Origin of the sequence: Mesorhizobium sp. M6A.T.Cr.TU.016.01.1.1, from assembly GCF_003952585.1 — a bacterium.
GTDB lineage: Bacteria > Pseudomonadota > Alphaproteobacteria > Rhizobiales > Rhizobiaceae > Mesorhizobium > Mesorhizobium mediterraneum.
The window spans coordinates 5405520-5419364 of sequence record NZ_CP034452.1 but is presented as its reverse complement, the minus strand read 5'-3'; the positions used below and the strand labels follow the sequence as shown (position 1 = coordinate 5419364).

Here is a 13845-nt window from a genome sequence, read left to right as displayed (position 1 = left end):
CGGGCAAACATATTCGTAGCGCGGACCATTACGGTGCCGCGCATCATGAACGTATTCCGCATTTGCTCTCCAGGTCGGAGTGCAAACGCATATGTGATTTTTCTGTCATTGCATAGCTTGACGTTATTTTTTTCTCGGCCTAGCCTGATTGCACCGTGGACACGGACACATTGCTGCGGCGTCGCCGTTCATACCGCGAACGCACAGCAAGGGAGGCAATTCCGCATAGCCGGGAAAAAGCGCCATGCCGACTTGGCTTGGTGAGCTCCTGGCTATGCAAAAGCGATCGCAAGCACTGCGACGAGCAGGCAAAACTGCGACAATAGGGAGGATGAATATGAATCGACGCCAATTCCTTGCATCGACATCAGCCATCACGCTGGCCGCAGGCCTTGGCCCGGGGGCGAGCCAATCGGCACGCGCCGCCGAATCCGAAGCCGTGCTGGTAATCAGCAACTCGGAGGCCGGTGCGCCCAACCAGGATCCAATTCGCGCTTCCTTGCTGAATGCCGGAGCTTACCTGATCTACGACCGACTGGTCGAACAGGACGTCGACCAAGCCTACCATCCCCACCTTGCCGAATCCTGGGAAACTAGCGCCGACGGCATGACCTGGACCTTCAAGCTCCGGCAAGGGGTGCGCTTTCATGACGGCGAACCATTCAATGCCGCGACGATTGTCTGGTGGATTGGCAAGTACAGGGGCGGCGTTAATGATACACTTGTCGACGCTATAGACCATGTCGAAACTCCCGATGAGTACACAGCCCGGTTCGTGATGAAACGGGCGGCCCCGAACCTCATCTACAATCTGTCGTCAGTATTCATGGGCATCCCGTCGCCGAAATCCTACGATGCAGCGGGCGACAGCTATGGCGTGATCGAGGCGATCGGAACTGGCCCCTACAAGCTCGAAAGTCTCGCCGTCGGCCAGGAAACCGTGCTGGTCGCCAATGAAGACTACACCTGGGGCAGCGACCTGTCGGGAAACAAAGGGGCACCTTACATCAAGCGCCTCACCCTGCGCGAAATTCCCGATGCCTCGACAGCCTTCCTCGAGTTGAAAACCGGGGGGGTCGGCATGGTGATCGGAGTACCCGACGAATTCCTGCCGCAACTGCGGGCGGAGACGAATATCGGCGTCAAGAGTCTGCCTGGACTTGGTGTCACCTATCTGATGTTCAACAGCAAGTCGGAGCCCTTCTCCGACATAACGGTGCGGCAGGCAACAGCGTTGGCAGTCGACCAAGGCGCCATTCTGAAGAGTGTCTTCAGCGGCGTCGGCGTGGAAGCGCACCAGTTCCTGATCAGTTCGCTCACAGAGTCGAAAGTCGATCCTAAATTCGAGATTCGTTACGACATCGCCAAGGCCAACGAACTTCTCGACAAGGCAGGCTGGGCCCGCGGCAGCGACGGAGTCCGGGCCAAGGACGGCAAGCCTCTGAAGGTCCAACTGTCCACTCAGTCGGAGACGGCGTTCCGGCGAACAGCCGAGATCGTCCAGGCCCAACTCAAGGCACTTGGCATGGTTGCGGAGATCGTCACCTTTGACAGCACCACGATTCGCGATCAGTTCAGGAAAGGCGAGCATCAGTTGGCCGTGAGCCACTACGACTGGAACAACGCTGACATCCTCGACTGGTTTTACAGCGCCAAGAACATTCCCTATCCGAATTCCACCATGTGGAACGATCCGAGATCCGAGGAGCTGCATGACGTCGCCATGCTCCAATCCAGGACGTGGGACGAGCGGGTGGCGAACTTCAAGAAATATCAGGAGTATTTGTTGAGCCAGTTCGTTTTCGTACCGCTGCACGAGCCCGTATTGAACGTAGCCTACAATTCCACGCGCCTGACACTCAGGGATAAATTCTTTCCGCCCTTTTCGATCGTCGATGTTTCGGTCGTCGAGTAAGCATCCTTCACACGAGCGGATGAATATTAGATGATAACCTTCCCGTTAAGACGACTCGTGCTGCTAATCCCTGTCTTTTTTGTCGTTTCTGTTGCGGTCTTCCTGATCATCCACCTGGTGCCGGGTGATCCCATCGACAACCTTCTGCGCCCGGGAGCATCCCCGGCGCAGCGTATCCAGATTGCCGCCAAATACGGGCTCGACCGCGGCCTTGCCGAGCAGTACTTCGTGTGGATGGGACGGCTTTTGACCGGTGACCTTGGAACCTCCATCGTTCAAGGCCGCCCGGTTAGCGCGCTGATCGCCCAGAACCTGCCATACAGCCTGCAGCTGGGCGCAGCCGCATTGCTGTTCTCGGCGTTGATCGGCATTGCAGCAGGCGTCATTGCCGCCAGCTTTCAGGGCACGCGTCTCGACGACGGCATCACCGGCGTCATCCTGCTGGGCTCGACAGTGCCGAGCTTTTTCCTCGGCTTGCTGCTCATCCTGGTTTTCGCCGTCTGGCTGGGTTGGGTGCCCATTTCCGGAGCGCGCGGCTGGTCCTCGCTCATCCTGCCGGTCCTTGCGACCGGCCTCGGCGGCATCGCGCTGGTGGCGCGGGTGACCAGGATCGCCATGGTCGAGACGGCGAGGCAGGACTTCGTGATGCTGCTGCACGCCAAGGGGCTGTCGCCGCTGGTCATCCAACTGCGCCATGTGCTGCGCCACGCCATGGTTCCCGTCGTCACCATCCTCAGCCTGCGCATCGGCTGGATTCTCGGCGGCACGGTCACCGTCGAATATGTCTTCGCCCGGCCTGGCCTGGGCTCGCTGCTGATCAGGGCGCTGAACCAGCGCGATTATCCCTTGGTGCAAGGTTGCCTTCTCATGCTGGCGATGGCCGTCATCCTCGGCACCTTGATGGGCGATGTCATCCAGGCCGCGATGGATCCGCGCCAGCGCGAGGCACGGGCATGATGGGCCGTCGGGCATTGGCATTCCTAAACGCGGTCACGACCCTGAAAGGTGGCGTTTCCGGCACGTTTCTGTTGCTTCTGGTCGGTGCGGCACTGCTCGCGCCATGGCTGTCGCCCTTCTCCTATGATCAGCAGGATCTGACGGTCATGAACCATGCGCCTTCGGCGATACATTGGTTCGGCACCGATGAATTCGGTCGCGACGTGCTGTCGCGCATCATCACCGGTGCCCGCACCTCGCTGTCCGTCAGCGTCACGGCGATCGGTATTTCCGTTTTCCTCGGCCTGATCCTCGGCGCTGCCTGCGGCTATTTCGGCGGCGCCTTCGACCGGGTGGTGATGATCGCGGTCGACCTGACCTGGTCGTTTCCCGAGATCCTGATCGCACTGATGCTGGTCGCCATCGTCGGGCCCGGCCTGTACGGTGTCGTGCTCGCCATCGCCATCGCCTATCTGGCGCAATTCACCCGATTGACTCGAACACAGGTGATGTCCCTCAAGGGCGAGACCTATGTCGAGGCGACCGTCAGTCTCGGCGCCGGTCACACCCATATCCTGTTCGCGCATCTCTTGCCCAACGCCCTGACGGCGGTGCTGGTGACCGCGATGCTGGCGACCGGCGATGCCATCATCCTCGAGGCGACGCTGGGATTCTTCGGTCTGGGGGCTCAGCCGCCGACGCCGAGCTGGGGTGCGATGATGAGTTCCGGCACGGCTCAGCTCTTTGTCGCACCTTGGGTGCTTTTGGCCCCCGGCCTGGCGGTGGCCGTGACCGTCGTTTTTCTGAACCTGTTCGGCGACACGGTCATCACCGCGCTCGATGTCCGCACAAAGATCAGGGAGGTCTGAGATGCTTCTGGCTGTGGACATGTTGCAAATCAGCTTCGGTGCGCTCTCGCCGGTGGATGATGTCACGCTCAGCGTCGATAGGGGCGAAATCCTTGGCGTTGTCGGCGAATCCGGCTCGGGCAAGTCATTGACCGCGACAGCCATCATGGGGTTGTTGCCACGGGTTGGCGGCCAGATAGCGGCCGGCCGTATCCGCTTCGACGGCAGCGACCTCGTGCACATGCGCGAGCGGGAATTGCGTAAGCTGCGCGGCGGGCGCGTCGCACTCATCACGCAAAACCCGATGACCTCGCTTGACGCGATGATGCGGGTCGGACCGCAGATCGACCAGGCGGCGCGCCGTCATCTGGGACTGAGCCGGCGCGCGGCACGGACAAGAAGCCTGGAACTGATGGCGGACTTGCGTATCCCCGACCCTGCCTCGGTCTATGCCCTCTATCCGCACCAGCTCTCCGGTGGCATGAAACAGCGCATCGTCATCGCCATGGCATTGGCGGGCGACCCCGAACTGCTGGTCGCGGACGAACCAACCACGGCGCTCGATGTCACCGTCCAGGCTCAGATCGTGCAGATCCTCACTGATCTGGTGAAGCAGCGGGGACTGGGCCTGATCCTGATCACCCACGACATGAGTGTCGTTGCCCAGACCTGCGACCGCGTGGCCGTCATGTATTGCGGGCGGGTGGTCGAGCTCGCCGATGTCAATGCGATCTTCGAGCAGCCCCGTCATCCCTACACCCAGGCGCTCATCCGCTGCATCCCCCGCCATGACATGGCGAGGGGCACGATGACCGCCATCCCCGGCATGGTTCCGGGGGCCATGGCACTGCCGCCGGGTTGCCGGTTCAACCCGCGCTGTCCCCTCGCCTCGGAGCGCTGCCGCGTTGAGATTCCCGTGCTTCGCATCGGGGCGTGCGGCAATGGCGTGGCTTGTCATCTGGCGGAGGCGGCATGAGCGATCTTCTCACCGTAAAAGGCCTGAGCCGTCGCTTCTCCGACGGAGGGCTGCTGCGAAAGCGAAAGGTGTTTCACGCCGTCAGTGATGTTTCCTTCAGCGTGCCGCGCGGCCAGATCGTTGGCATCGTCGGTGAATCCGGCTGTGGCAAATCCACCCTGGCGCGGCTGGTCCTGCGGCTGATCCAGCCGAGCGAGGGGCTGGTGCACTTCGACGGCGTGGACATGGCCGCCCTGTCGCGCGCCGATCTGCGCCGGCTGCGCCAGCGGATGCAACTGGTCTTCCAGGACCCCTATTCGGCGATCGATCCGCGCTACTCGGTGCGGGACGCGCTTCTTGAACCGTTCCGGGTCCAGGGGGTGAAGCCGAAATCCGGTGACGATACGGTTGCTTCGTTGCTCGATATTGTCGGCTTGAACCCGGCGCTGGCGAAAAGCTACCCACACCAGCTGTCGGGCGGACAAAAACAGCGCGTCGGCATTGCCCGCGCGCTTGCGCTCAACCCGTCGCTTGTCGTGCTCGATGAGCCCACCGCCTCGCTCGACGTGTCGGTGCAGGCGCAGATCGTGGCATTGCTCGACAGGCTGCGGCAGGAACTGGGGCTGACCTACCTGTTCATCTCGCATGATCTCGGCCTGGTCCGCTATTTTTGCGACCAGATCCTTGTCATGTATCTCGGTCGCATTGTCGAAATCATGCGAAACGACGCAGCGCCCGCGCATCCCTATACGCGCGCCCTGCTCGACAGCACGTTCGAGCCCGATCCGCGGCAGCGTCGTACCATTACGCGGCTCGCCGGCGAGATTCCCAGCGGCTACGATCTGCCCGCCGGCTGTGCCTTCGCTGCCCGTTGCTCGCGAGTCTCGGATCTATGCCGAAGCGTACAGCCAAACCTGAAGGTGCTGGCAAATGGCCAACAGACCGCCTGCCACCACCCCCTAGCCCGGGACCCTGACGAGAGCGGGACCAGAAGCGCATTGCCCGGGAGTTTCGCGGATAATGCCCCGAGACATCCAGGCGACCCGGCCGCCAATCACCTACATCCGACCAGTTGAAACAGCAGAATGATTCCTTGGAGAGACTTGCCATGACCTTTCGTGTTCTGACCGCGGAGTTCGTCCACGAGACCAACACCTTCAGCGTGCGGAAAACCGACTATGACGCGTTCGCCGTCGAAGGCATCCGTTTTGGCGAGGATGCTGTTCGCGTCCGCGGCGAGGCCAACACCGAAATAGCCGGCTTCCTCGACATCGGACGCAAGTATCACTGGACCATCCAGCACGTTGTCAGTGCTGGGGCGGAACCGGCCGGGCCAGTCACGCGCGACGCCTTCGACCGCATCGGGGGGGCCATCGTCCAGGCAGCCAAGGATCGCAAGGGCGATCTCGACGGTATAATGCTCGGCCTGCATGGCGCCATGGTCACCGACTTCTCGCCCGATGGCGAGGGTGAGTTGCTGGAGCGGTTGCGGGCCGTGGTCGGTCCAGATTTGCCGATCGCCGTCACTCTCGACCCCCATGCCAACGTCACAGCCAAGATGTGTCAGCACGCCGACATACTCATTTCGTTCAAGACCTACCCGCATATCGATATGCGCGATACAGCGCGTCATGCCGGTGAATTGCTACAGCGGACAATGGCTGGCGAGATTGATCCCAAAACGTTTCTCGTGCGCCGCCCGATGCTGGAGGAAGCCAATGCCGGGCGCACCGATATCGGGCCGATGGTGGGATGGATCGCCGAGGCACGCGCCTATGAGACGATGCCGGGCGCCCTGGCGGTCAGCATCAACGGCGCCTTCCCCTACGCTGACATTTCCGAGGTCGGGGCGACCGTGCTCGTCACCTATGACGGCGATTGCGCCTCGCATCAGGCCTTCGCGGAAAGCATCGCTACCAAGATCTGGGATGACCGGTTCAATGTTTTGAACACCTTCCATACGGTGGAGGCGGCAGCCGAGATTGCCCGCGCCTACAACGATGACCGGCCGTTGATCATCGCCGACTACGCCGACAACCCTGGAGCCGGCGCCTATGGCGATGCGACAAACCTGCTTGAAGCGCTCCTGGATGCAGGCGTTCACGACGCCTGCTTTGGTCCTATCGTCGATCCGGAGACAGCCCTTCAGCTTCATCGTTCCGCCGTTGGCGAAACCGTTCAGCTTGCGCTGGGTGGCAAGACCGATGCCCGCTTCGGCGGCGGCCCCCTGAAAGTCGCAGCCAAGTTGGTGCACATCAGCGACGGGAAACTGATAGGCGACGGACCAATGATGGGCGGCCTTGAGCTCAATTTCGGCCCCACAGCCGTCATTCAGATTGAGGGCATCGCCATCCTGGTCGTCACTGAACCTTCGCAGATGTACGATCTGCAGCAGTTTCGGGCCTTTGGAATCGATCCAGCCAGTCATCGCGTGGTCGGCTTGAAGTCCATGCAACATTTCCGGGCTGCCTTCGAGCCCATCGCCGGCAAGGTGATCGTGTGCGACAGCGGCGCCCTGTGCACGATGGACTATGCCCGGATGCCCTATGGCAATGTTCCCCGACCAATCTTCCCGCTTGATCGCGACATGATCATCTGATCGGAGACAAACAACTGTGATGCAGTAGTGAGGAGCCGCTTAGGGACCCGTTCGTCCTCGGATATCTGGCTTTCTATAGACGTGAATCATAGCGGCATCTTGAAGAGCTAAGCGGAAGCTTAGGTCGGAGCTCAATAGTCACGACGCACAGATTGCTGAATCGCATTTTTGGCGGCTGCCGTTGTTCGACGTTGCCGCGAAGTAACAATGCTTTAGAAGGCAATTGTGTTCTCACGCACTGGCGCCAAAGAGGAGAGATGATCTGGAAGTGATCCACTAAATCGTCAGTTGGACGCGACTGCTGCGTCGCCGGTTGTCGTCCAGCCAGTCGTCCCTTGGAGCCAGTCACTTCCTCTTTCCGGATAGCCTTACTCGGCAATACGCGCCGACGGTGGCGCTGGGGCAAATATCGCGAGCGGTTCAAGCGGCAATTCACCCCGCTTTACATCTTCTCAGGGGAGCCATCTCCGCCCCGAAACGAGGCTTCCGGGGATCGCCGACGAAACGGACCCGCTTGTCCATCATTCCTCGGCTTCGGCGGCATCTGAAGCTTTTCTGTCATTGGTCCGCTTGACGTTCTTTTTCGATCAAATTAACCAAGGCTGATTGCATCGTTGAACACGACCCGCGCGAGACTGCTCAGCGTTGGGCACGAGTTGCGTTGCCACCTCCAGCGCACAAGTTGCAAGACGAAATCATCAAAACATGACAGTGCAAGCAAATCATAACCCGGACACCATCGTCTTCGGTGCCGGAATTATCGGCGTCTCGGTCGCGCTTCACCTGCTGCAACGCGGACGGTCTGTAGTCCTGGTGGACCGCCGTGAGGCTGGAGAGGAGACAAGTTACGGGAACGCCGGTCTGATCGAACGCGCCAGCGTCATTCCCTATGGTGTTCCGCGCGATCTCTCGACGCTGCTGCGGTACGGGCTGAACCGCTCCGCTGACGTCCATTTCGACTGGTCTTATCTTCCGCGCATTGCACCGTGGCTCTGGCGCTTCTGGCGCGAATCGGCCCCCAAGCCACTGGCTCGAGCGGCGTCGGATATGTTGCCGCTCATCGAGCGCTCGGTCATCGAACATGAAGCGCTGATGGCAGAGGCCGGCGTGCTGCCACACCTGCGCAAGACCGGCTGGATCGAGTCCTACCGCAGCGAGAAAACATTCGCGCGGGCGCGCAAGACCGCCTCCGCACTACACGATTTCGGCCTGAACTTTGAGGTGCTCGACAGGAAGGCTCTGGTACGGCGAGAGCCTCATCTTTCCGATGTACTGGTCGGCGCAGTGCATTGGCTTGATCCCGCGACGATCGCCGATCCGGGTGGCCTCGTGAAAGCCTACGCAAAACTGTTTGTCGATCGGGGTGGCGTGTTCCTGCGCGGCGATGCCTGTAAGCTTAGGCAGGAAAAGGGCGGATGGAGCGTCGTCACGGGCCAGGGGTCGGTGCAGGCCCCTGAGATCGTGGTCGCGCTTGGCCCCTGGTCCGGCAGTGTTTTCCAGTCACTTGGATACAGAATTCCGCTGATGATGAAACGTGGCTATCACGTCCATTTCGGCGCCAAGGGCGACAGTTTTCTCAACCGCCCTGTCGTCGATGTCGATGGGGGCTTTCTCCTCGCTCCGATGACGCGTGGAATGCGGCTAACGACCGGCATCGAATTCGCGCCGCGGGACAGCTTGCCAACCCCGGTTCAGCTTGACCGCGCGGAACCACGGGCCCGCGAAATCTTTCCGCTCGAAGACCGCATTGAACCGACGCCCTGGATGGGGTCGCGGCCATGTCTTCCCGATATGCGCCCGGTGATCGGCCGGGGACCACGACATAAAGGGCTTTGGTTCGCATTCGGCCACAATCACCACGGCCTGACGCTCGGCCCGGTCACCGGCCGTTTGCTCGCTGAGATGATGACCGGCGAGTCCACGTTTACCGACCCTGCTCCCTTCGCTTTGGAGCGTTTCGACCGTTAGTGGACCAAGGTGTCGCATACTACCTGAAGACTTGGCAGCCCGGAGAGCAGCTGTTTTCAAACCATAGTCAGTACAATCAACTTTATATGTTCGCGGACAGCCAACCCTGGGCGCGGCAGTCTCATTCCCGCCAAAAGGGATATAATAGTCTTGTGACTAAGGGCTATCGAACGCGATGAGCCGAGGTATGTTTCCTCCGCATAGACATTCTCTCAGCTGGCGACGCCGGCTGGACGATACATATGTTTTTCTGGAGGAAATCAGGCAATGCCGTACAAGAGAGAGCGTTTGCGCCTGTGTTCTGGCGTGTACCAGACGCCTTGGAGTGACGAACGTTCTTGCCGGAGCAATCCCACCCCAATACGCGTCACAGCGGACCCAACTTTCATATGTGTTGCTCGACATCTGGCCACATGAATGGTCGCAAAGATACTTCTCAAACGGATACCTGTATCAGGATCCCACGATCCAGCTCGTAAACCGTGGTTGCGCGCCGTTCCTCTGGAGTGACCTCGAAGTACTATGTAAGGTCAGTGCTGCCGGCCGCCGCATTATGGAAGAGGCAAATGAATTCAACCTTCGGGAAGGACTCACCCTCGCCCTTTCGACTGTAGAGGGTCGCCCGATCGGCTTCTCCATAGCGGGCGAAAAGCTCGATCCCGATCCTGGCGAACGCCTGTCGCTTCAGTTTGTTGCTGCCTACGCACTCGGCTGTGCGATCGCCATTGCTGACGGCAATCAGAAGCAAAACCTTGTCCATCTATCGCGCCGGCAGATCGATGTCCTCCATTGGGCATCCGAAGGCCTGACCGTCGACGAGATCGGCGAAAGGCTGAATATCAGCAGCCACACGGCAGATACGCACCTGCGAACGGTGCGTGAGAAGCTCGGGGTAACGAGCACGATTCATGCCGTTGCCGAAGCCCTGCGAACTGGGCTCATCAGCTAATGCCTCACGCATTCGCGTGATATTGAAAGGCGCGGAAACAAAGCAGAGTCAGTTGACCCCAAAAATGGAGAAAACTGAGTTGCTACACATTGTGACGCACGAGAACGCCGACCGCTATAGCTCTGAAATGGACCAGGCCTTCCAACTTCGCCACAAGGTCTTTGTGGAGGAGAAGGGCTGGACAGATCTTTGGCGGGATGACGGCCGCGAGATCGACCGCTTCGACAACATCGATGCAGTCCATATGCTGTATGTCGAAGACGGTCGCGTAGTTGGGTATCAGCGCATGCTTCCGTCGACCCGACCGCACCTCCTTACCGAAGTTCTGTCGGATCTCTGTGAAGGGGAGCCGCCTGTCGCGCCCAATATTTGGGAGTGGACACGCTACTGCGTCGAGGCCGGACATCGCGAGCGCGGCAGAATGCTCAGCCCGGTGGCGAACGCGCTCCTTTCCGGCATTGTAGAATGGGGTCTTGCCAGGGGCATCGACACGATCATCATCGAGATGAATCCGCTCTGGCTCCTGCGGCTCGTGCAACTGCATTTCAGAGTAACGCCGCTTGGCGTACCTCGGAATATCGGCGGGGAAGAGACGGTTGCCGTGACCGCGAGCTTTGATCAGCGGACGCTCGCCAGATTACACGAAATGCGGAGGGCGAGCGCGAAGGCCGGCGCTGGCGACGGTTGAAGCTTCCCAACTGGCCACGTGCCAGCCATGGAATTTCGACAGGTGGCGAGGCGCCTCATGGCTCGAACCGTGAGCCGGTGAATCAAGATCGTCTCTAGACGAAGGAGGCGCAATGCGGCGACGCGTCCAACTTATTACGCTTGATTGCGCACTCGTCGTCGCCGAGGAAGGCAGCTTCCTCGGCGCCTCTCGACGTATGGGAATCCATCATTCCGCTCTGAGCCGGCGTGTCCGTAACCTTGAGCACTCGCTTGGAACGGTGCTGTTCGAACGCCACGCCGCAGGTGTTCGACCAACCCTTCTCGGCGCGAAGCTCCTTGGCAACCTTCGTCGCGTGCTGGCAGAACTCGACGGTACGCTTGCCATGGTCGGAGGACAAGCCGGCAATTTGGCGGCCGACTTCGATGCCTCCGTGCATGCAACCGAGCTTTTGGATATAGTTGTCGACTTCATTCGGAGCCGGCCGGATGTCATCCTCCGTCTCGTGGAGACAAAGGGTGTTGCAGCAGCACGCTCACCCTGACTTGGTATTGCGACGGGCCCGACTGAACGCTCTGTCAGTCATCATGAAGCGAGCCAGCATTGGGGCAATGAGCTTTGTTGGATCAGCGATGCTCTGGCCCGTCTCACGGCCGAGCACTTCGGCATATGCGACGAGATCGCGGTGAACGGCGGCGGGTAGTTCGATCGCGATCTTGACCGGTCGATCGTCGGGAATGGCGGAGAGTTTCAGCTTGGTCATGAAGGGTCCTTCGGTGCGCCATACGGTGCCAGCAAAAGATCGCGATTGACAATGATGCGGACCGGGAAACCGGGCCGGATGGTAAGCGTCGGTTGGACGTTCAGCTGGTCGCGCACCATCTGCTGACCGACATTAGAAACCGAATCCTGTGCGCTCTCGCGGATGGCCTTGGCGATGTGGCTTTCGCCGTCGCGGGAACCAAGCGAGGTCCCGACGCCGAGCAGGGTCGAGAGCGCCGCCGCCCGGAAAAGTTGACCCCAGTGATGGTCGACCTCGTCTTCCAGCCCGGAAAAACCTTGCGCGTCCGCGCCTTGCTGGCGTTCCAGCACGATCGAAGTGCCATCGGGCATGATGAGGCGGTTCCAGACCAGCAGCACCCGCGACTGGCCGAAGGCAACCTGACTGTCGTACTGGCCAACCAGTCTCGCACCTTGGGGAATCAACAGGGATGAGCCTGTCGGACTGTCATAGACATTCTCCGTGACCTGAGCGGTGATCTGACCGGGAAGATCGGAACGAATGCCAGTGATGAGCGCGGCCGGGATGATTGTGCCGGCCTGTACCACATAGGGCGAGGTCTTCCCGGCGAGTCGCTCGCCACTGACGGTGCGTCGGTCGGCCTCGGCGTTGATGAAGGCGAGTTTGCGGTCCTGCATGTTTTGAGCGGAGCCCGGATCGAGCTTCGGCTGCTCCGGCGGGGGCGCTGAGCCGGACATGGCGTCCGCGGCGGTATTTCCTGCACTGGCATCCTGTCGCGGCGGATTTGCGCGCGCATTAGAGTCGGCAAACAGTTTTGCCACGCGCGCCGCCTCGATCTCGGCCAGGCGGCGCTGTTCGTCCGGATCGGCGCGCGGTGCGCCAACGTTCGGTACCGCCATAGGCTTTCCACGCTCTTGCGCACGCAGGATCGGCCGGCCGAGATCGCCAGGCAGCGCGGGGCCGAGTTTTGGAACCCCGGCGTAGTCTTTCGCCAGCGTCTGCAGCCCATCGGCAGTCGAGCGGTTTTCGGTGGTGAAGAGTTCAGCTGGCTGTTCATTGCCACGCCGCCTGGTGTCGAGCGCCCAGATCAGCGCGCCGAGGAAAGCAACACTGGCGACCCCGCCAAGACCGATCAGCACCTTGCGCGAAAGGCGCGTGACCCTGGCTGGCTCGGGGCGAAGGCGCAGTTCCGCCCTGATGTCCTGGTTCGGTGCGTTTGCGGTGTCGCTCATCGGAACAATCCCGCACCGCGCTGCGGCCTTTTCCCATCGGTGCGCACGATCCTGACACGCCGCTCCGACTCCTTATCGCCCAGCCTCAATTCGGCGGCAGCGAACAGCCGGTCTACGACAAAATAGTTTTGGCGGGCACGATAGTTGACGAGTTCCGAGCCGCCTGACGGGCCGATGACGAACAGTGGCGGCATTTCCCCCTGCCCGATGCCGGACGGAAACTCGATATAGACCTTTGCGCCGTCATCGAATGCTCGTAGTGGCCTCCACGGTGCCGCGTCGCCCTCGATGCGATAGCGGAAGTTGAGTTTCTGGACGTCCACCCCGGAAGCGACTGGCTGCGCCGCGGAAGCTTCTACGTTCTGGCGCCGGAATGCGATCAGCTGGTCCTGCGGATACTGCCACGACACCGAGGCCATGTAGGTCTTTGCCGTCGAGCGCAGCTCGAGATGATAGGTGCGGCGGTCGCTGTTGATGACGAGGTTGGTCAGAAGATCGGTGCGCGTCGGCTTGACGAGGATATGGACCTGCAGCCGGTCCCCTGCCCCGCTCTGCGTATCGCCAATGATCCAGCGCGCGGTGTCACCGGCGGCGACAGGCCCGGAGCCGACGAGCTGTTCGCCCGGTTGCAGCGCGATGTCGGTCACCTGGCCGGGTGCGGCGTAGATCTGATAGAGCGCGCCTTCGCTCCATGGATAGAGCTGGATCGCGTTGATAAAACCGTCGCGGACCGGCTGCATCCGTGCGGCCTCGTTCGCCTGGCTGATGCGCTGTCTGGGATCGGCCGGCTCGGGTTTGGCCCTGCTGATTCCGACCGGCTTCAGCTGACCCGGGAGCGGAAGGGGTTTCGGCAGCTCCACAACCTTCACTGGACCGGGCAGATCGGCCTTCTGTACAGCAGGCACCGCATCGTCGTAGTCGATCTCCGGAGGAATGTATTTCTTCGAGGCGCAGCCAGCGAGCGCTGTTGCCGACAGAAGTGTTACAGCAAGCACCCGCACCTTCATCATTTCGCGCGCGGTATGTGTCCTCGT

At 60.8% G+C, this 13845-nt stretch carries 13 protein-coding genes; 10 read left to right on the top strand and 3 right to left on the bottom strand.

What is annotated here, in order from left to right; all coding sequences use genetic code 11:
- Positions 1–244 precede the first annotated feature (244 nt).
- The 10 genes from EJ075_RS26210 (at position 245) to EJ075_RS26165 (ending at position 11381) form a co-directional block, all read left to right on the top strand.
- Positions 245–1915, top strand: coding sequence for an ABC transporter substrate-binding protein (locus tag EJ075_RS26210; RefSeq protein ID WP_245458021.1), 1671 nt, complete (start codon positions 245–247; stop codon positions 1913–1915).
- Positions 1916–1945: 30 nt separating this feature from the next.
- Positions 1946–2872 (top strand): ABC transporter permease, encoded by a 927-nt coding sequence (locus EJ075_RS26205; protein WP_126106324.1) that lies wholly within the window; start codon positions 1946–1948, stop codon positions 2870–2872.
- Positions 2869–3720: an ABC transporter permease gene (locus EJ075_RS26200; protein WP_126106323.1), complete on the top strand. Its 852-nt coding sequence runs from the start codon at positions 2869–2871 to the stop codon at positions 3718–3720. Before EJ075_RS26205 ends, EJ075_RS26200 begins: the two co-directional genes overlap by 4 nt.
- A gap of 1 nt (position 3721) precedes the next feature.
- Complete coding sequence (locus EJ075_RS26195) at positions 3722–4675, top strand: ABC transporter ATP-binding protein (protein ID WP_126106322.1); 954 nt, start codon at positions 3722–3724, stop codon at positions 4673–4675.
- The gene (locus EJ075_RS26190) at positions 4672–5730 is read left to right on the top strand and encodes an ABC transporter ATP-binding protein (protein ID WP_126106321.1); all 1059 of its coding nucleotides are present in this window, start codon (positions 4672–4674) and stop codon (positions 5728–5730) included. The genes EJ075_RS26195 and EJ075_RS26190 overlap by 4 nt, the downstream gene beginning before the upstream one ends.
- 32 nt (positions 5731–5762) lie before the next feature.
- A complete protein-coding gene (locus EJ075_RS26185) occupies positions 5763–7253 on the top strand; it encodes a M81 family metallopeptidase (protein WP_126106320.1) in 1491 nt (496 codons plus the stop codon).
- A gap of 705 nt (positions 7254–7958) precedes the next feature.
- A complete protein-coding gene (locus EJ075_RS26180; protein ID WP_126106319.1) occupies positions 7959–9221 on the top strand; it encodes an FAD-dependent oxidoreductase in 1263 nt (420 codons plus the stop codon).
- A 175-nt stretch (positions 9222–9396) separates the two neighbouring features.
- Positions 9397–10170: a LuxR family transcriptional regulator gene (locus EJ075_RS26175; protein WP_126106318.1), complete on the top strand. Its 774-nt coding sequence runs from the start codon at positions 9397–9399 to the stop codon at positions 10168–10170.
- Entirely contained in the window at positions 10130–10858 is a 729-nt protein-coding gene (locus tag EJ075_RS26170; RefSeq protein WP_348627342.1) for an acyl-homoserine-lactone synthase, read from the top strand. Before EJ075_RS26175 ends, EJ075_RS26170 begins: the two co-directional genes overlap by 41 nt.
- A gap of 112 nt (positions 10859–10970) precedes the next feature.
- A complete protein-coding gene (locus EJ075_RS26165) occupies positions 10971–11381 on the top strand; it encodes a LysR family transcriptional regulator (RefSeq protein ID WP_126106317.1) in 411 nt (136 codons plus the stop codon).
- On the opposite strand, the gene EJ075_RS26160 is transcribed toward EJ075_RS26165, so the two are convergent.
- From EJ075_RS26160 to trbG, 3 genes are read right to left on the bottom strand one after another with little or no spacing between them, the layout of a single operon-like run.
- Positions 11373–11600, bottom strand: coding sequence for a DUF2274 domain-containing protein (locus tag EJ075_RS26160; protein WP_126106316.1), 228 nt, complete (start codon positions 11598–11600; stop codon positions 11373–11375). The two genes, EJ075_RS26165 and EJ075_RS26160, sit on opposite strands and share 9 nt — an antisense overlap.
- Positions 11597–12811 carry a TrbI/VirB10 family protein gene (locus EJ075_RS26155; RefSeq protein WP_126106315.1) on the bottom strand — a complete coding sequence of 405 codons (1215 nt, stop codon included), beginning with the start codon at positions 12809–12811 and terminating at the stop codon, positions 11597–11599. Before EJ075_RS26155 ends, EJ075_RS26160 begins: the two co-directional genes overlap by 4 nt.
- Positions 12808–13821: a P-type conjugative transfer protein TrbG gene (gene trbG / locus EJ075_RS26150; protein WP_206437513.1), complete on the bottom strand. Its 1014-nt coding sequence runs from the start codon at positions 13819–13821 to the stop codon at positions 12808–12810. Before trbG ends, EJ075_RS26155 begins: the two co-directional genes overlap by 4 nt.
- Between the last annotated feature and the right edge of the window lie 24 nt (positions 13822–13845).